Raw genomic sequence first — 18,534 nt, 5'->3', positions numbered from 1 at the left:
CAATGTAAATAAATTGAGCCGTAGAGGCAATAATACATCTCTTCTTTTAAACAGAAAGTTTATAAATACTGACGATACTTCGACAATTTCCTCGGAAATATTTCCTTTCCCCACATAATTTGATACAGTACACATGAATAAACACTTGTATTACATAAAGTGAAACTTTAATCAGTGGGGGTTTGGTTCCTCCCCACTGATTATTAGTTGAACCAATCGGGCTTTTACGGGCAGTTGATCTCCCAACTAACTTCTTTACTTCCACTGAATTTTGAGGTGGGGATCTTACTGACCGTTAATGCGGGATAAACTAAAATAATAACTTACTGTACAAATCAAAAAGCACACTCTTCATATGAAGAATGTGCTTTTATGTTATTAACGTTTAATCCAAACAGCGCCTGCCGATTTATCTTCTGCCTGTCCAACAACTTGGAATTTAAGTCCAAGGTTTGGAACTTTTCTTCCTGCGTCTGCAATTTGCTTGTTACTATATACTTTTGAATCATCAAAAGTTGTAACACCTTGTAATCCAGAATAGTTAAACTGACCACGTGTTAATGAATTTACACTCCATGCTGGTGTTTTATCAAATGAAAATGCAGCATCTGCAATTTGCATGCCCGTATTACCGTATGCTGGTTTTCCGTTTAAATTACCAACTAGCGCTTCTGGATGAGAATCTACAACACCCAGGAATCCTTCACCTGGATGCATCCCAACCCAGTTATCTTTGAAACTATCATCTGCATACCAAACGACAAGGCCTGTATTATACACTGGACCTTTTCCTGCTTTTAAACCATTATCTGATCCCGCATAGTTTCTCCACTCTAAGTAGTAATAATGAGCTTTCTTCTCTGTCCCATCAGAAACAACAAAACCATTTAAATTCATTTTAGACTGTCCTTCTACATCATCAGAAAATACAACTTGTCCATCAACAGTTACATTTACATTGTCCATCGCAAAACCTTTATATGTTACAGCCGGATCTGTAATATAGTCGAATTGTAGTTTCACTTTTTTGCCTTTAAATTGACTTAAATCATATGATTTATCAATCCATTTCCCATCTGTTGTATCTTTATCTCCTTGGACTACTTTTTCCCCAAGTCTATCAATTAATGTTTTCGTTCCATCTTCTGTTACTGCATGTACTTCGACGAAATCGCACTCTGCTTCTAACTCATAATTTGCTTTATAATCGAATTTTGCATTTGTTCCTTTCGTTAAATCAAAGAATGGTGTCTCTAACGTTGTATGCATATCATCGCCTCTTGTACTATAATATGCATGCTTTCCAAACTCCGGTTTAATCGTTTCAACACTTTTACCTGGTAAGTTAACACGTACAACGCCTGGACGATTTGATTTCGTAACACTTTGATCAATATAGGTAGGAACTCCCACACCACTCTTAATTTTATCGTAATCTACTTCTAATATTTTTGCCCAGTTGCCACCCATATTCTTTTGTAAGAAATCTTTATTTTGTGGTGAAAAACTAGTCGGCTCTGTTCCTGCGATTTTCCCTGTCCAACTACCTCCACTCATTAATGACCAAGCTTCGACTGGTGAACCATTTCCAGTATATTTCGTGTCATATTCATCTGGTAATCCAAGATCATGTCCAAATTCATGTGCAAACACACCTACAGCTCCATCTTCTGGTTCAATTGTGTAATCATGTGCTGCTACTTTACCACCAAAGTAATCTACCTTTGATTTCGTACCTTCAATCGCTACTGGATCTACTGCTAATTTTGAACGATGTGACCAGATCGCATCATCACCTAATTTACCGCCACCAGCTTCTTGACCAACACCAGCATGGATTACCATTAAATGATCAATTACACCGTCAGGTTCATTTTGATTCCCGTCCCCGTTTGTATCATATCTATCAAATTGATCAAACTGGGATAAATCTAGTCCTTTCTCAGCAGCTGCATGCAAAGCTTCTTTCACTAAATCACGTGCACCCTTTGGACCTTTATTATCGTGACCACTGCTACCATCAGCTCCATAATCAGATGCTTTTCCTGGAACAGTTAGCCACTCCGTTACATATCCATCTGTCGTATAACTACCACCAGACTGCTCTTCATAGTATTGTTTAAACGTTTTTACTTTTGAACCATCAAATAAAGTATACGGCTCATTACCGAACAACATCTTTTGATAATGTTCTCTACTAAAGTCTTTCGAATACATATAACCTGGTGTTTGATCAATATTATTATGTTTATAATCACTAAATTCAACGAGTAACACTAATACTTTATCCGATCGAACAGATCCCTTATATGGAGCTTGCTTTGCTTTTGAAGTTGGAACTTGCCCATTCAATTGCTTTTTATTTGGTTCTGGCTTTTGCTCAAGGCTAACATTTTTTTCAGCCTTTTTTACATTTTCCTTTTCTTCCATCTTTTTCTCTTTTACTTTTTTTGTGAAATCAGACGTTTCTTGTGAGTGAGCATCTGGAAGAATTTCTTTATTCGCCTGATCTCCTTGTTTCTTTTCAATATATTGCTCGACAGCTTTTTTCGTCTCTTCTTTAGAAGATGCTGGATTAATTGTTCCTCTTTCTTTCAGTGCTTCCGCTAAACGATCTTCTTGAATTAAATTGTAATCAATTGGTGTTGTAGATACATTATCTTTCTCTTTTGCTGGCGTTTCTGCGTATGTTAATGGAGCACTCATTACAGATGTGCATCCGATAATTGCCGCAATTGCTAATGACGATAACACTTTAAATGGCGCTTTTCTTCTCATTCCATTTCTCTCCTTTTATAAAACTTAAAATTCAGATAAATAAGTACATTTTTGTCGAAATCCCCGTTTACTACCCTCCCTATATAAAAAGGCATAATTCTATAAACGTTAAGCTTTCTGTTATAGAATCATGCCCTCCAGTTTTCTGGTCAGACCCTCTATCTTTTTATCCCTTGGTTCAATTAATAATCAGTGTGGGGATGAACAAAGTCCCCACTGATTAAAGTTTCACTTTATATCGAAATATGAAAAATAAAGAGTTATGTGATATATATTAAATATCTTATATAACAAATTTAAAAGACAATATGCAAAATTGCATGAAAATTCTTTTAAATAAAAAAGAATCCTAGTCAATTAAACTAGGATTCTTGCTTTTCTATTATTTCTCTTGTGTTTTTTCCCAATCAGCTAAGAATTTCTCAATTCCTTGATCTGTTAATGGGTGCTTCACTAATGAAGCAATTACGTTTGCTGGGATTGTTGCAATATGTGCACCGTTTAATGCTGCGTCAGTTACGTGAACACTGTGACGTACAGATGCTGCAATGATTTCTGTTTCGATGCCATGAATCGCAAAGATTTCTGCGATTTGACGAATTAAGTCCATACCGTTATGACCGATATCGTCTAAGCGACCTAAGAATGGTGAAACGTATGTTGCACCAGCACGAGCTGCAAGTAACGCTTGAACTGCTGAGAATACTAATGTAACGTTTGTACGAATTCCTAAGTCAGAGAATGCTTTTACTGCTTTTAAACCTTCTGTTGTCATTGGAACTTTTACAACAACGTTTGGAGCAATTTTCGCTAATTCTTTTCCTTCTTCAATCATTTTATCAGCTTCTAAGCTAATTACTTCTGCACTTACAGGACCTTCTACAACGTTGCAAATTTCACGAATGCGCTCGTGAAAATCTACGCCTTCTTTTGCTACAAGTGATGGATTTGTCGTTACTCCAGCTAATACGCCTAATGCATTTGCCTCTTTAATTTCGTTAATGTTTGCTGTATCAATAAAGAATTTCATTTGTTATTCTTCCTTCCTAATTTTCATTTTATATTTATTTTTTTTTCTTAATAAGCTCTAATTCAATCGGAATAGATTTGTCCACTTTTTTACCTTGTGTTATCTCTTTTGCTGTTTGCATCGCCTTCTCTCCGATTAATTCCGGTTTTTGAGCGACTGTTGCAGCCATACGCCCATCGTTAACCGCTTTCACAGCATCTTCTGTTGCATCAAATCCAACAACTACTACATCTGTTTTTCCAGCAGACTTCAACGCTTCAAGTGCACCTAATGCCATCTCGTCGTTATGAGCAAACACGGCTTTAATATCGCTATTTGCTTGCAAAATGTTTTCCATAACAGATAATCCTTTCGCTCTATCAAAATCAGCCGCTTGTTTGGCAACTACTTTTAAAGACTTATCGGCTACGTTATGGAATCCTTTCCCACGTTCACGAGCGGCAGAGGATCCAGGGATTCCTTCTAACTCAGCAACGTTTGCTCCTTCGCCGACTAATTCACGAATGTAATCACTAGCCATTTGACCACCTTCGATATTATTAGAGGCAATGTGAGAAACAACCTTACCTGAATTCGCAACGCGGTCTACTGTAATAACAGGAACATTTGCTGCGTTTGCTGCACTTACTGCTGAAGCAACAGCATCTGAATCGGTCGGATTAATAACAACTACATCGACACCCTTTTGAATTAAATCTTCAACATCGTTCGTTTGCTTTGCTGCATCATTTTGCGCATCAACAGCAATCAATTCGATGCCACTATCTTTCGCTTTCTTTTCTGCCCCCTTTTTCAAAGTTACAAAGAAGGGATTATTTAAAGTTGAAACAGAGAATCCAACTTTAATAGTTTTATTTCGACCTTTATCGCTAGAATCCTTTGCCCATTCTGGTGGTTCCATTGAACAACCAGCAGTAACGACCATAATACATGCAACGAGTATAAGTAACCATTTCTTCATGAACTGTCCCTCCATTACGCTTCTTTTCTGCGATCAATTAATACAGCTAGTAAGATTACAAGTCCTTTTACAACTTGTTGGAAGAAAGAAGATACACCTAATAAATTTAAACCGTTATTTAGTACACCAATAATAAGTACACCGATGAATGTACCAACAATCCATCCTCTTCCCCCAGAAAGACTTGTTCCACCTAATACAACTGCTGCAATTGCATCTAATTCGTAAGAAGTACCTGCAGTCGGCTGTGCAGAATCTAATCGTGATGTTAAGACAATACCTGCAAGCGCTGCCAAAATTCCGGAAAGACCGTAAATCATTACTTTAATTCTCGTAACATTAATACCTGATAGTGCTGCTGCTTCTTCATTTCCACCAATTGCAAATGTACGACGGCCAAATGTCGTTTTCTTCAAAATGAAGTACAGTACTGCGAAAGCGATCATCATTGTAACAGCTGGTACCGGAATACCAAGAAAATAACCGCGGCCAAACATTTGGAACATTAAATGATCACCAAGACCAGTGATCGGACGTCCGTCCATATAAACAAGCGTCAACCCACGAAAAATAGTCATTGTTGCTAAAGTTGCAATAAATGGAGCTACTTTTCCTTTCGCAATGATGATACCGTTTACAATTCCCATTACAAGACCTGCTAATAGTCCAACTGCCATTGCAAGGAACGGATCCATGCCACTTGCCATCATTCCAGCAACAAGTGCACTTGATAATGCTAAAATAGAACCTACCGATAAGTCAATACCCCCTGTTAAAATTACGAAGGTCATTCCGAATGCAATAAGCGCATTAATCGATACTTGACGCAGTATATTAAATAAATTTGGAATTTCAATAAACGCTGGATTTAAAGCTGTAATTACGACGATAATTAATACTAAACCGATTAAAGAACCAAGTTGTTGTAATACATTCCCCTTCTTAGCCATCCTTACTCTCCCCCTGTAGCTAGTGCCATAATAGACTCTTGTGATGCCTCATCTTTCCCTAAAATTCCGCCGACTTTTCCTTCATGAATAACAAGAACTCGATCACTCATCCCTAAAACTTCCGGAAGCTCAGATGATACCATAATAACGGCATCGCCTTGCTCTGTAAGCTTATTCATAATAGAGTAAATTTCTTTTTTCGCTCCAACATCAACACCCCTTGTTGGCTCATCTAAAATGAGTAATTGCGGATGAATGCCTAGCCATTTTGCGATTACAATCTTTTGCTGATTTCCACCAGAAAGAGATTTCACTGCCTGCTCTCCGCTAGATGCTTTCACATTAAGAAGCTTCATCATATCCTCTGTAAACTGTTGTTCTAGCTCGTTGCTTAGAACACTTCCCTTTGAAAGACTTTCTAAATTCGGTAAAGCTAAATTTTCTCGAATTGAAAAATCTAACACTAATCCTTCAGACTTTCTATCTTCTGTAATGAAAGCAATTCTTTGTCTAATTGCATCTATTGGACTATCAATCTTTACTTCTTGTCCATTTATAAAAATTTGTCCAGAGTCTAAAGGTTCATAACCAAATATCGCTTTCATAATATCAGTGCGACCAGCCCCCATCAAACCAGCTACACCAAGGATTTCACCTTTCCTCACTTGAAACGAAACATTTTCAAATTTCCCTTTCTTCGTTCCGTTACGCATTTCAAAAATGACATCACCAATTTGACTATTTCGCTCTGGGTAACGTTCACCAATGCTGCGCCCCACCATCATACTCACTACTTCATCAAATGATGTTTCTGGAATTAATCTCTTTCCCACGTATTCTCCATCACGCAAAATCGTAATAGCATCACATATTGAGAAAATCTCTTCCATACGATGCGAAATGTACACGAATGAAACACCTTCTTTACGCAACTTATTGATTACTGTAAAGAGCGTTTCGATTTCACGATCCGTCAGTGCCGCAGTAGGTTCATCCATAATAATAACGCTCGCGTTTGTCATTAATGCTTTCGCAATTTCGATAATTTGCTGTTGTCCAACCGATAATTCCTCTGCTAACATAGCGCCTCTTACATGCAACCCTAACTCCGCTAGTTGCTGCTGCGCAATCGCGTTCATTTGTCGAGTGCGTAAAATACCTGTTTTCCCATACATTAACTCTTTACCGAGAAACATATTTTCAGCTACTGTTAAATTCGGCAATATGTTTAGTTCTTGATGTATAAATGCGATGCCGTACTCTTCAGCTTCTTTCGCATTTTTAAAGGTGCGCTCTTGCCCATCAATTGTGATTGTCCCACCATCTTTTTTGTATACACCTGTTAAAATCTTCATGAGCGTTGATTTACCCGCTCCATTTTCCCCCATCAATGCATGGACTTCTCCTGTTTCAATCATAAACTGTGCATTCTTCAGAACAGGATTTCCATTGAACGCCTTTGAAATGTTTTTCATTTCAATATGCATTCCCATCACTTCCCTTTATTAAAAAATCACGCCTGCATGTAAAATTACATTTGCATAAGGCGTAGCCTCGCCTGTACGAATAATCGCCTTCGCTTTCTTTGTATGCTCTTTAAATTGCTCATGAGATACATACTCAAATGCTGGCTCTGTTAATTTCTGCTCGATCTCTTTATTTACTGCCGCATTATTTATAATGACTTCTTCTGCTAACGTCACTTTTTCGATTGCCATATCATCAGCTACAACTTGTAACACTTCTAAAAAACTCGGTTTTCCAATCTCAACAGCTAAATCAATTCGTTTTACTCCATCCGGAATCGGTAACCCGCAATCAGCAATTACAACCGTATCTGTATGCCCAAGTGAAGCAAGGACTGCCGCGATTTCACTATTTAATACACCATGCTTTTTCATCCAACAATCACCTGCACTTCACGTACTCGATCTCTCGTTGGCATACCGCCCTGTGCTCCAAGTTTCGTTACAGAAAGACCACCGGCAATATTCGCGAAACGAATTGCTTTTTGAAGTGTCTCTCCTTCAGAAAGTGCAACTGCTAACGCACCATTAAATGTATCACCAGCTCCAGTTGTATCCACTACATCAACAGCAATGCTAGGAACATGTACAATCTCCGTGCCATTATGGAAACGAACACCGTTAGAACCTTCTGTCATCAATAATTTATTGGGATACTTCGCCAATAAATCTTCAATTGGTGATGTAAAATCATCTAATACGATGCGGCACTCATGTTCATTTGGCGTAATATAAGTTGCCTTTTCTAAAATGTCTTCTGATAAAACTTGTGCTGGCGCTGGATTTAACATAACAGGAATATTATGTTCCTCACAAATAGCCAATACATATTTTACTGTTTCAAGTGGAATTTCTAGTTGAAGAACAACCATATCCGCTTTTACAAGAAGGTCTTTGGAGCGATCTACAACTGACTTATTTACAAGAGCATTTGCCCCTTGTACGACAACAATACTGTTATCTTCTTCTGCTAAAACGATATGAGCAATTCCTGTCGTTCCATCTGTAACCGGTACCACATAATCGATAAAAATGCGTTCGTTCTCTAGATTTTTTCTAACTACTGTTCCATAATCATCATTTCCTACCGCTCCAACCATTGCTACATTTGCTCCTAACCTAGCTGCAGCAACTGCTTGGTTTGCCCCTTTCCCTCCTGGGATTGTATGAAACGCTTCACCAATTACTGTTTCTCCTGCTTTCGGGCGTTTTTTTGAAACAGCCACTAAGTCCATTGAAATGCTTCCTACTACTGCAATATTTGGCATCTGTTTCATCTCCTTACTTCGTTGTATTTCGTTCTATAATTTCAATCGGCAAACGATAATGTTTCTCTTCTAATGTATTTCCTTCCATTTGCTCTAACAACAACTCTGTTGCAATTTTCCCCATTTCATATATCGGTTGTGCAACTGTCGTAATAGATGGATACATCATTTCCGTTAAAGAAATGCCATCAAATCCGATAATTTGTAAATCATCTGGAATGGCAATCCCCTTTTGAAGTGCCGCCTTTACAATACCGATCGCAATTAAATCATTCCCAGCGACAATACCATCAATATGCGGGTATTCTTCTAATAATTCCATCGCTACACGCTCACTATTTGCTGGATCAAACGTACTCTCTGCAATCATATACGAAAGATTATTTTGCGTAATAACGTCTACAAAACCTTCAAAACGTTCATTTGCAGTACTCACATCACGTGGACCGCGAATATGTGCAATATGTTTACATCCTTTATCTAGTAACAACTTTGTCGCAGCCTGACTTCCTGCATAGTTATCTGCATATACAGTAGGAATACGCTCATTAAACATACGGTCAATCGCAACAACTGGAACAGATAAATTCATGTAATTAACACTATTTTGTGGATTCGTTGCTACAATAAATCCATCTACATTATTTTGTCTAAGTACATCAATATATTGTTTCTCTTTTTCTAAACTTTCATCAGAGTTACAAAGGACAACTGTGTAACCTTGTTTATGTGCTACATCTTCTACGGCACGTGCAACTTCCGGAAAGAATGGATTCACGATATTTGGAACAACTAAGCCAATTAAACGAGACTTTTTATTATACAGTGAACGCGCTACTGTACTAGGCTTATAATCTAACATCTCAATTGCACGTTCTACCTTTTTTAATGTATCTTCGTGAACATATCCATTTTTATTTAGAACTCTGGAAACGGTCGCAACAGATACTCCCGCTAATTTCGCAACGTCTTTGATCGTACTCATTCTCTTTTCTCCTCATTTCATGTAACCGTTTACAGAAAATAATATAACGTATTTCTAAAAATACGTCAATCATTTCTCACTAAAAAGCTTTTAAGGTTATACTCAAAAAAGCACCGCCATAAGGCGATGCTTCTTCATTACGAGTATGATACAGTTTTTTCTTTTTCTTCTACAACAGGCTCTTTAGCATCTTTTTTACGATCTGATAATTTAATTTTTTGTAAGAAAATCGTAAAGATGGCACCTACTACGATAAATACTAATCCTGTTAAGAATACAGTATGAAGCGAGTCTACTAAAGAGTTTTTCAAAATAGGTACAATGCTGTTAGCGAACGCTTCTGGCATTTGTTTTAATGCCTCTGGGCTAAATAGCATTGAATATAAACCTTGTGGATCTGTGTGAATCATATCTTTAAATTTCGTTACCATTTGTCCCGCTTCTTTCGGGAATGTATCTAATACAGGTACTAAATTTTTTGTTAATGTCGTACCTGAAGTGTTATTCATAATTGACCCTAAAATTGTAATACCAAATGTACCACCGATTTGTCGGAAGAATTGACTTGATGACGTTACGACACCAAGGTCTTTTTTCGGGAAGCTTTCTTGTAACGCTAATGTTAATGTAGGCATTACAAGACCCATTCCTAAACCGATAACCATCATATAAGAAGTAGCTGTAAGCTTCGTTGTGTGCATATCCATCGTTGTTAATAACCAGAAACCACCGGCCATAATAAGCATACCTGCGATAATTTGTGGTTTTACACCAACTTTTAATACAAGTTGCCCACCGATAATACTCATCACAATCATTGTAATCATCATTGGAGTCATAATTGTTCCTGATTCAGCAGCACTTACTCCTACAATCCCTTGCATGAAGAATGGTACGAACATAATCGCACCGAACATTCCAATACTCATAAAGAATCCAATCGCATTCAGTATTGTAAATGTGCGATTTTTAAAGAAGTGCATTGGTAAAATTGGCTCTTCAGCTTTCGTTTCAACGATAACAAAGCTAACGATACCAATTACAGCTAGTGCAAATAAACCGATAATTTGCCAAGAATCCCATGCATAATCTTTTCCGCCAAACGTTAGCGCAAGTAATAAACTTACAACACCGAGAATCATCGTAAAGATTCCAGCGATATCAATTTTAATTGGTCCTGTTTGTTTATGTGATTTTAATCCCATTGCAATAAAGATTGTTGCTAAAATACCAACCGGTAAGTTAATGTAGAATACCCATCTCCAGTTCACTGCATCTACAATCCAACCACCAACTTGTGGTCCAATTACAGAAGCAAGGCCGTATAACGCCCCAAAAATACCTTGCCATTTCGCACGTTCTTTTCCCGTGAACATATCTCCAATAATAATCATAGCCATTGGCATCATAATACCGCCACCAAGACCTTGAATACCACGGAAAATAATTAATTCTGTCATACCATTTGCCATACCACATAACGCCGAACCAATCATGAAAATAACTAGCCCTGTTATATATACGTTACGACGACCAAGTAAATCAGCTAATTTACCTGCAATTGGTACAACTGTCGTTGATGTTAACATATAAGCTGTTGTTAACCATGTCATTAAGCTTAATCCACCTAGGTCACCGACGATACGTGGCATTGCTGTACCGACAATTGTTCCATCTAATGCAGCAAATAGCATCGCGATAATTAAACCGATTAACAACAACTTTCTATTTTGATTTTCTTGTTGCTCCATGTAATCTCCTCAATTCCTCTTAGTTATTCTCTTTTTTCTCTTGTGTCCCGCAAATAATGGTTTCTAACTTCTCAAAGAGACGTAATAAATCTTCTCTTTCTTGCAACTCTAAATGTGAAAAGTATTTTGCAATATGCTCGTTACGAGCTGTCATTGCCTCTTCTACTCTAGCTTTCCCCTTTTTCGTTAACTCGATGATGACAACGCGACGGTCATCTTTGTCGTGATAGCGTTCTACAAGTTCTTGATCGATTAGACGATCAATCATCACTGTAATCGCGCTAGGCTTCACATACATCTTTTTCGCTAATGTTGTCGCTCTTGAAGCCCCATAATGATCTAGAATCTTTAAAATATAAAACTGCGGTGGTGTAAGTCCTGTCGCTTGCATTTGTTCTAATAACTCCGTTTGCATTTTCTTTCCAATCGAAAAGGCAAGAGCTTGAATTTTATCGATATGCGTCATATCATTTGGCATGTTATCCACCTCTTATTTAAACAATAAAATATTTAATGTATTTAAATATTAATCCCACGAATAAAATCCGTCAATACTTTTATTCATAAAAACGTTTACATTTTTGTCACAAAGTTGTATAATTTTCGACGAAGTTAATATTGACAGTCACGGAGAAACGGAGTACACGGCTATGAATCATAAAAAAGGAAACTTTTTTATATTTCATGGCCTTTTTATGTTCTCTGTCTTAAAACGCTTCGAATTAATTAGGGGAGGATTTTCATTTTATGTTTTTCACACAATTATTTAAACCTGCGCCCCACGCGGAACGCTTACCAGCTGATCGCGTTGATAGCGAATACCGTAAATTACGTTTACAAGTATTCTTAGGTATCTTCATCGGTTATGCAGGTTACTACTTTGTTCGAAAAAACTTTTCACTAGCAATGCCATACTTAATCGAGCAAGGCTTTAGTAAAGGGGAACTTGGGGTTATCCTTTCAGCAGTTTCTATTGCTTACGGATTAAGTAAATTTCTTATGGGTATCGTATCCGATCGTTGTAATCCTCGCTACTTTTTAGCAGCTGGGCTATTTTTATCAGGTATCATTAATATTATTTTCGGCTCATTTTCTTTCATTACAACGAGCATTATACTTATGTTTGTACTTCAGTTTTTAAATGGATGGGTACAAGGTATGGGATGGCCTCCTTGTGGTCGTACGATGGTTCACTGGTTCTCTATTAGCGAACGTGGTACAAAAATGTCCATTTGGAACGTCGCTCATAATGTTGGCGGAGCGCTTATGCCTTCCCTTGTAACATTAGGCTTATACTTCTTCGCAGATGACTGGAAAAGTATTTTTTACTTCCCAGGTATTCTTTCAATTTTAGTTGGTATTTATGTATTAATTACGATGAAAGATACGCCTCAATCTTGCGGACTACCTTCTATTGAAGAACATACTGGGGAATATCCACCAGATGAAAAAGTAAAAGATCGCGAACGCGAGCTTTCAGTAAAGGAAATTTTATTTAAATACGTATTAAACAATAAGTTTTTATGGTACATCGCTATTGCGAACGTTTTCGTATATTTCGTACGTTACGGCGTTGTAGACTGGGCTCCTACTTATTTAGTAGAAGAAAAAAGCTTTACTCATAGTAGCTCACGTACTGCTTACGCTCTATATGAATGGGCTGGTATTCCAGGTACACTTCTTTGCGGATGGATGAGTGATAAACTATTTAAAGGACGTCGTGCACCTGCTGGTATTTTATTTATGGTTGGTGTATTTATAGCAGTTCTTGTTTACTGGTTAAACCCTCCTGGTAATCCAATGGTTGATAGTATCGCACTTGTCGCAATTGGATTTTTAATTTACGGACCGGTTATGTTAATTGGTCTACACGCTCTAGATTTAGCACCAAAGAAAGCTGCTGGAACTGCAGCAGGCTTAACTGGATTCTTCGGTTACTTAGGCGGAGCAGCTTTCGCTAGTGCAGCTATGGGCTTTATCGTAGATGCATTCGGATGGGATGGCGGATTCATCTTATTACTTGCATCTTGCGTACTTGCAATGTTCTTCCTTGCTCTTACTTTAAATACAGGGTCAGTAAAATCAAAACAAGCTTAAATAATATATAACAACCATAAAAATAGCTCTTAGCATTTACATACATGCTAAGAGCTATTTTTTATTTTCATTGCTGTTCCTACTAATGATAACAACCAATTCCTTCCCTACTATAAGATTAAAAGATTTGATGAAACACCTTTATTAAAACAGCTAACGTAACAGATGCAGCAAATCCCCCTAAACAAATAAGACTGACACCTTGGCTATATGACAAATTTTGAAATGATTTCATTGCTTCCATCCTCCCTATCTCCCTTTTGATACTTTTATTTTACCAATGGGAAAAATTTCATAACATCGATTTCTCTAACAACTAACTTACAAATTTGTAAGTTAACATCTTTTCAACTTATATATCTAGTATTTCCACAAATAAGAGTCATTTATACATAAAAAAAGACCTCAGTTATACTAAGATCTTCGTTACATTCTATTTCATTTTACAATCATCACTGGACATTTCACACGCTTTGCTATTTTATGACTTACACTTCCCAGCACCATTTCTTGCAGTGTATTGAGCCCTCTACTTCCAGCAATGACAAGATCTATATCTCCTGTATTTACATATTGAACAATTGTATCTCCAGGATCACCATGTAATATCGTAATTGTATAAGAAATGTTCTCTTTCTTTAATAAACCTTCAATCTCTTTTAATTTATCTTTTCGACTAGCTGATATTGTTTCTAAATCTGTTTGACCTTGTATAATATCTGATTTTGCCGTTCTATTATCTACTACGTACACAACTTCAACATTTGTTTCTTCGCTACATTTTGCAATATATGTTGCATGTTCCGCTGCTCGAAGTGCATGTTCAGAACCGTCACATGCTAATATAATTTGTTTGTACATATGCTGAATCCCCTTTTCGTTATCCTACTCGTATTATATAATAAAGCCCCCTAAAAAGGAGGCTTTTAACTAGCAATTCTTTTATTATAAGTAGCTAAATTTGCAACAAGTTTTGAGCTACGTTCATTTAATCCTGTTATACTTACTTTCACACCACTTTGTTCATACTTCATGATAACTTTATCAATTGATGCCACTGCTGAATCATCCCATACGTGCGCATGAGTAAAATTCATTTCAATTTCTTTTACATCTTCATTAAATGAAAAATTAGTTATGAAATCGGCTGTAGATGCAAAGAAAAGTTGACCGTGAATTTCGTATATTTTCTTATTTTCAATATATAAATGTTTCACGTGAATCTTTGCCATATTGAATGCAAATAAAACTGCACTAATTACTGTTCCGATAATTACACCTAATGCTAAATTATGTGTAATTAGGACAATCACAACTGTTACGATCATAACAAATGAGTTTCCTTTTGGTACTTTATGAATTGTTGTTACAGAGTTCCAATCAAACGTTCCGATTGAAACCATAATCATAACTGCAACTAAAGCTGCCATCGGAATATGAACGACATAATCTCCTAAAACGAATAGTAATACGATTAAAAATCCGCCCGCTACAAATGTTGATAGGCGACCTCGTCCACCTGATTTAATATTAATAACAGATTGACCGATCATTGCACAACCTGCCATTCCTCCGAAGAAACCAGCAACAATGTTTGCGATCCCTTGTCCGCGTGCCTCTTTATGCTTATTACTTTCCGTATGCGTCATATCATCTAAAACTGAAGCTGTTAATAATGATTCTAGTAAACCGATAATTGCAAGCATAACTGCATACGGTAAAATAATCCCTAATGTCTCAAGTGTAAAAGGCACGTCAGGAATACTAAAGAACGGTAATTCTTTCGGCAGGCTTCCCATATCTCCTACTGTTTTCAACTGTAATCCGCTCATAAGTGCAATACTCGTCACAATAATAATTGAAATAAGCGTAGAAGGTACAACCGTTGTAATACGTGGAAATAAATATATAATTGCAAGTCCTAATACAACGAGTGCATACATTTGCCAATTTGCATTTTTAAAATGTGGCAATTGCGCTGTAAAAACTAAAATTCCAAGTGAATTTAAAAAACCACTCATAACAGATTTCGGAACAAACTTCATAAATGAGCTCAGTTTGAACACGCCAAAAATAATTTGGACAATACCTGTTAATATTGTTGTAGCAAATAAATATTGCAAACCATGATCTTTAACAAGCGTTACCATTAATAATGCCATTGCACCTGTTGCAGCTGAAATCATTCCAGTTCTTCCGCCAACAAATGAAATGGTAACTGCAATACAAAAGGCTGCGTATAGTCCAACTGTCGGATCCACGCCTGCAATAACAGAGAAGGCTATCGCTTCAGGGATTAACGCTAAAGCAACGACAATTCCTGATAACACGTCCCCTCTCACATTAGAAAACCAGTCATTTTTTATCGTTTGAAACAAAATACCACTCCTCTACTCCTTTATAATTTGATTTTCTCCATAAGAAAATCTAGCCGACTGCACGAAGGATATTATATAACGAGTAGAAGATTTTTTGCTATGTAAAAGTTTCCTAAAGAAAAAGATGTTACCTTCGTAGCTTCTTTTTTAGGAAACTTTAAATATACTATCACCTATTGTTGATTTAACGTACAATGATTTCGGATTCTACAGTATGTCAAATGAAGAGAACTTTGTTTGGATGGATGAAAAATGCACATGTAATTCAGTTCATTTAATTGAATAATCCAAGGATCAAGATATTAGCTACCAAGGGAATTCATTTAAAGTTCTATAGATATTTACACTTCATATATCAGGTTTAGTTTGGATCGTTTAGGATTAGAGGAGTTTATGCTAATTTAATGAAAATAGTAAGAGCACTCTTTCGAGTGCTCATTTTATGCAGATACAGTTGCTTTATTCTTACGGAATATACCCATTAACCCACCGATTAATAGTAATACACCTGGTAATAAGTAAATTATAGAAATACAAATAAATCCACCGATAGCAGCCACAGTCATCATAATACCGCCAACCTTCGCTTTACTTCTTACCATAACAGATCCAACAATTCCTAAGATTGATAGAGCCACAGCTCCCCAACCTAAACCAATAACAGTATTCGCTCCATCAGCTTCAAAAGCAGCTCCCATACCGCCGATCAATAAAGCAACAAATGCACAAATAATACCAAAAATACCTCCAATAAGACCTAATACAAATTCAGCTGTTCTTTTCATTTTAATCTCTCCTTATTTAGCAACTTCAAATTCAAATTTCACTGATTTCTCGTCAAATGTAAATGTAGGTTTAAATGTACCAACAAACTTATCGCCTTCTGGTACATCAAATAACATTTTGTTTGTAATTTGGTTACCTGGCGCAATATTTTCGTTTATAAACGTATTTTCCCCACCAAAGTACTCTTTGAATTGGTTGCCGTTAGTATCAGCAATTTTTAATTCAGAAGTTCCAAAATATATATCTTTTTTGCCATTATTTTTAGCATTAAAAGCGATTTCTAGTACTTTCCCTTTTTCAGCTTTTACGTATTCGTTAGGCTCAACGAATTTAGCTGAACTGAAAGTAAGTTGTAGGCCATTAACTTCTACCGTATCTCCAATTTTATAAATCTTGCTTTCAGCTTTTTCCTTTTTATCTTTCTTTTCAGCCTGTTTAGGAGCATCGTTTTTACTCACTTCTTTAACTTCAGTTTCACCACAAGCAGCTAAACTAAAAGCAAGTGCACCTGTTAAAGCAATAGTACCCAATTTTTTATACATTTCTTTTCCTCCGATTATGTAAAATGTAAGATTTCCGAAACTATCATAACAGAAACAGTTACAACTTTTTTGTCATATTTTGTCGAGGAAAATAAAAAAAGACGCTATATCAGTAGCGTCTTTGCTCATTTCATTAATGTCCACCGTGTCCTTGACCACTTTCCTGAGCAATTTCTAACCTCTCATCTAGTATTCCTTGTGTTTCAAATGAAATATCACTCGTACTTCCTAATAAGAAACCGTGATTATATGGTCCAATTGTTGGATCATCTTTGAACTTCGGCTGAATGCTTGCAAGAAAGTCATACACTGGTTGTGAAGCTTTACCTTCTTCTAATAATACAACAGGTGCATGTTTACCCATATGTGAAAAAGGTGCCCCAGCAACTGCTAAATCTGGTGTTTTATTTGAAACAAATGATAAACCGTGACCACCTTTTGTGAATCCCCAGCCAAATTTTGTTTTTTCATCTTTAAATTTAGCGAACGCAATCGAGTTTTCTGTAGGGGTCTCTCCACTAATACGCGTTACTTTCCCGTATTTGCTTAGCTCTTTTTCTACTTCTTTTGAAACAATTTTTTCTGGCCCTAATACATATATATTTGCTTTATCTTTTCTCATTTTTAGTGCCTCTATTGTCGCTTCTGGCACTTTATTCTTTTCTGTATAGAGTAGTGGTTCCGGCATATGAGAAATCCAATTTACAGCGGGGGTTGTATATAAACGTCCTTCTTCTGCAGACGAACCGATAATAACACTATTTGGGTAGCTTCCTGTTATATCGGCATACTCCTTATCAACATCCTTCGCAAATATAGCTGGGTCCGTTTCTTTTATTTGTTTTACTTTATAACCTTTTAATTGTTCAAGCGCGCTAGTACCTACATCTCCCATCACCATAATTTGTGTTCCATCTTTCGTTCCGATTGGATTTAATCGTTTTATTTCTTTTAACGTCATTTCCGGTATCTTTTCTTTTTCTATAAATAAAATCGGCCCGTTATTCGGATGATGAATAAGATCTGCACTCGCAATACCTAATTGCCACTCGCTTGCTGGTACTAAAATAACAGCACCTGGCTGGTTCTCCTTATGAGTTGCTGGCCATATCGTTTGCGAAGTTAATACTGCCATTTGCGAAGGATCATTTGTGTTTAATCTCGTTACATTTTTTAAACTTGTCGTTAATAAATCATTAGATGCACCTTGGTTCATTTCTTTTGGCGCCGTTACCTCCTGATTCATTTTCATTTCCTTTTGTTCTGTTTTCTTCTCTTTTGTAGATTCATGGTTTTTATGGTCTGTATTCGTTTGTCCGCATGCAGCAAGACCAACTGCTGTAATTATTGTTATCCCAAAAATTCGGGTCATTTTTTTCACTATACCGCCTCCGTATTAATCATTTTTGAGCCAATATGATTACCTAAAATGTAATTTCAACTCCACAATAACAAGCAATTCTGAAGAAATTATGCAGACAC

General features: G+C 36.7%; 17 protein-coding genes. 1 reads left to right on the top strand and 16 read right to left on the bottom strand.

Going from position 1 to position 18,534, the window contains the following annotated elements; genetic code table 11:
- Nucleotides 1-378: 378 nt before the first annotated feature.
- From inhA2 to NST90_RS03300, 10 genes are all read right to left on the bottom strand, one after another.
- On the bottom strand, nt 379-2,778 hold the full coding sequence (gene inhA2, locus NST90_RS03345) for a M6 family metalloprotease immune inhibitor InhA2 (protein ID WP_001252990.1): 2,400 nt from the start codon (nt 2,776-2,778) through the stop codon (nt 379-381).
- 382 nt (nt 2,779-3,160) lie between these two features.
- Nucleotides 3,161-3,808 carry a fructose-6-phosphate aldolase gene (gene fsa / locus NST90_RS03340; RefSeq protein ID WP_000667661.1) on the bottom strand — a complete coding sequence of 216 codons (648 nt, stop codon included), beginning with the start codon at nt 3,806-3,808 and terminating at the stop codon, nt 3,161-3,163.
- 34 nt (nt 3,809-3,842) lie between these two features.
- Nucleotides 3,843-4,769, bottom strand: a complete 927-nt coding sequence (rbsB, locus tag NST90_RS03335) for a ribose ABC transporter substrate-binding protein RbsB (protein WP_048558572.1) — start codon at nt 4,767-4,769, stop codon at nt 3,843-3,845.
- Nucleotides 4,770-4,783: 14 nt separating this feature from the next.
- The gene (gene rbsC, locus NST90_RS03330) at nt 4,784-5,719 is read right to left on the bottom strand and encodes a ribose ABC transporter permease (protein ID WP_001074641.1); all 936 of its coding nucleotides are present in this window, start codon (nt 5,717-5,719) and stop codon (nt 4,784-4,786) included.
- 2 nt (nt 5,720-5,721) lie between these two features.
- Nucleotides 5,722-7,206 carry a ribose ABC transporter ATP-binding protein RbsA gene (gene rbsA / locus NST90_RS03325; RefSeq protein WP_002163845.1) on the bottom strand — a complete coding sequence of 495 codons (1,485 nt, stop codon included), beginning with the start codon at nt 7,204-7,206 and terminating at the stop codon, nt 5,722-5,724.
- 18 nt (nt 7,207-7,224) lie between these two features.
- Nucleotides 7,225-7,620 carry a D-ribose pyranase gene (gene rbsD / locus NST90_RS03320; protein ID WP_000716150.1) on the bottom strand — a complete coding sequence of 132 codons (396 nt, stop codon included), beginning with the start codon at nt 7,618-7,620 and terminating at the stop codon, nt 7,225-7,227.
- Nucleotides 7,617-8,513 carry a ribokinase gene (rbsK, locus tag NST90_RS03315; protein WP_001132860.1) on the bottom strand — a complete coding sequence of 299 codons (897 nt, stop codon included), beginning with the start codon at nt 8,511-8,513 and terminating at the stop codon, nt 7,617-7,619. The genes rbsD and rbsK overlap by 4 nt, the downstream gene beginning before the upstream one ends.
- A gap of 13 nt (nt 8,514-8,526) precedes the next feature.
- Nucleotides 8,527-9,498, bottom strand: a complete 972-nt coding sequence (gene rbsR / locus NST90_RS03310) for a ribose operon transcriptional repressor RbsR (protein WP_000104047.1) — start codon at nt 9,496-9,498, stop codon at nt 8,527-8,529.
- Between the two features lie 137 nt (nt 9,499-9,635).
- On the bottom strand, nt 9,636-11,249 hold the full coding sequence (locus tag NST90_RS03305; RefSeq protein ID WP_000437641.1) for an MDR family MFS transporter: 1,614 nt from the start codon (nt 11,247-11,249) through the stop codon (nt 9,636-9,638).
- A 19-nt stretch (nt 11,250-11,268) separates the two neighbouring features.
- Nucleotides 11,269-11,727 carry a MarR family transcriptional regulator gene (locus tag NST90_RS03300; RefSeq protein ID WP_001132365.1) on the bottom strand — a complete coding sequence of 153 codons (459 nt, stop codon included), beginning with the start codon at nt 11,725-11,727 and terminating at the stop codon, nt 11,269-11,271.
- 269 nt (nt 11,728-11,996) lie between these two features.
- Here NST90_RS03300 and glpT point away from each other — a divergent pair, with 269 nt between their 5' ends.
- Complete coding sequence (gene glpT, locus NST90_RS03295; protein ID WP_000466385.1) at nt 11,997-13,346, top strand: glycerol-3-phosphate transporter; 1,350 nt, start codon at nt 11,997-11,999, stop codon at nt 13,344-13,346.
- A gap of 118 nt (nt 13,347-13,464) precedes the next feature.
- Here the strand turns inward: glpT and NST90_RS03290 are convergent, their stop codons facing one another.
- The 6 genes from NST90_RS03290 to NST90_RS03265 form a co-directional block, all read right to left on the bottom strand.
- Nucleotides 13,465-13,581, bottom strand: a complete 117-nt coding sequence (locus tag NST90_RS03290; RefSeq protein ID WP_000834733.1) for a DUF4027 family protein — start codon at nt 13,579-13,581, stop codon at nt 13,465-13,467.
- Between the two features lie 203 nt (nt 13,582-13,784).
- Nucleotides 13,785-14,207, bottom strand: a complete 423-nt coding sequence (locus tag NST90_RS03285) for a universal stress protein (protein WP_000277999.1) — start codon at nt 14,205-14,207, stop codon at nt 13,785-13,787.
- A gap of 65 nt (nt 14,208-14,272) precedes the next feature.
- A complete protein-coding gene (locus NST90_RS03280; RefSeq protein WP_025710085.1) occupies nt 14,273-15,724 on the bottom strand; it encodes a SulP family inorganic anion transporter in 1,452 nt (483 codons plus the stop codon).
- Nucleotides 15,725-16,164: 440 nt separating this feature from the next.
- Entirely contained in the window at nt 16,165-16,509 is a 345-nt protein-coding gene (locus NST90_RS03275; RefSeq protein ID WP_025710086.1) for a DUF4064 domain-containing protein, read from the bottom strand.
- A gap of 12 nt (nt 16,510-16,521) precedes the next feature.
- Nucleotides 16,522-17,052, bottom strand: a complete 531-nt coding sequence (locus NST90_RS03270; protein WP_000277056.1) for a DUF4352 domain-containing protein — start codon at nt 17,050-17,052, stop codon at nt 16,522-16,524.
- Between the two features lie 133 nt (nt 17,053-17,185).
- The gene (locus NST90_RS03265; RefSeq protein ID WP_000738879.1) at nt 17,186-18,433 is read right to left on the bottom strand and encodes a hypothetical protein; all 1,248 of its coding nucleotides are present in this window, start codon (nt 18,431-18,433) and stop codon (nt 17,186-17,188) included.
- Between the last annotated feature and the right edge of the window lie 101 nt (nt 18,434-18,534).

The organism is Bacillus sp. FSL E2-8900, assembly GCF_037966225.1.
Lineage (GTDB): Bacteria > Bacillota > Bacilli > Bacillales > Bacillaceae_G > Bacillus_A > Bacillus_A cereus.
The sequence above is the reverse complement of the archived record's forward strand: the minus strand, read 5'-3'. Positions and strand labels throughout refer to the sequence as shown.

Excerpts from the sequence above, each read along its gene's own strand:
- NST90_RS03275 (WP_025710086.1), bottom strand. The coding sequence starts at position 16,509 with ATGAAAAGAACAGCTGAATTTGTATTAGGTCTTATTGGAGGTATTTTT.
- NST90_RS03270 (WP_000277056.1), bottom strand. The coding sequence starts at position 17,052 with ATGTATAAAAAATTGGGTACTATTGCTTTAACAGGTGCACTTGCTTTT.
- NST90_RS03285 (WP_000277999.1), bottom strand. The coding sequence starts at position 14,207 with ATGTACAAACAAATTATATTAGCATGTGACGGTTCTGAACATGCACTT.
- NST90_RS03300 (WP_001132365.1), bottom strand. The coding sequence starts at position 11,727 with ATGCCAAATGATATGACGCATATCGATAAAATTCAAGCTCTTGCCTTT.
- fsa (WP_000667661.1), bottom strand. The coding sequence starts at position 3,808 with ATGAAATTCTTTATTGATACAGCAAACATTAACGAAATTAAAGAGGCA.
- rbsA (WP_002163845.1), bottom strand. The coding sequence starts at position 7,206 with ATGCATATTGAAATGAAAAACATTTCAAAGGCGTTCAATGGAAATCCT.
- inhA2 (WP_001252990.1), bottom strand. The coding sequence starts at position 2,778 with ATGAGAAGAAAAGCGCCATTTAAAGTGTTATCGTCATTAGCAATTGCG.
- rbsB (WP_048558572.1), bottom strand. The coding sequence starts at position 4,769 with ATGAAGAAATGGTTACTTATACTCGTTGCATGTATTATGGTCGTTACT.
- rbsR (WP_000104047.1), bottom strand. The coding sequence starts at position 9,498 with ATGAGTACGATCAAAGACGTTGCGAAATTAGCGGGAGTATCTGTTGCG.
- rbsC (WP_001074641.1), bottom strand. The coding sequence starts at position 5,719 with ATGGCTAAGAAGGGGAATGTATTACAACAACTTGGTTCTTTAATCGGT.
- rbsK (WP_001132860.1), bottom strand. The coding sequence starts at position 8,513 with ATGCCAAATATTGCAGTAGTAGGAAGCATTTCAATGGACTTAGTGGCT.
- rbsD (WP_000716150.1), bottom strand. The coding sequence starts at position 7,620 with ATGAAAAAGCATGGTGTATTAAATAGTGAAATCGCGGCAGTCCTTGCT.
- glpT (WP_000466385.1), top strand. The coding sequence starts at position 11,997 with ATGTTTTTCACACAATTATTTAAACCTGCGCCCCACGCGGAACGCTTA.
- NST90_RS03290 (WP_000834733.1), bottom strand. The coding sequence starts at position 13,581 with ATGAAATCATTTCAAAATTTGTCATATAGCCAAGGTGTCAGTCTTATT.
- NST90_RS03305 (WP_000437641.1), bottom strand. The coding sequence starts at position 11,249 with ATGGAGCAACAAGAAAATCAAAATAGAAAGTTGTTGTTAATCGGTTTA.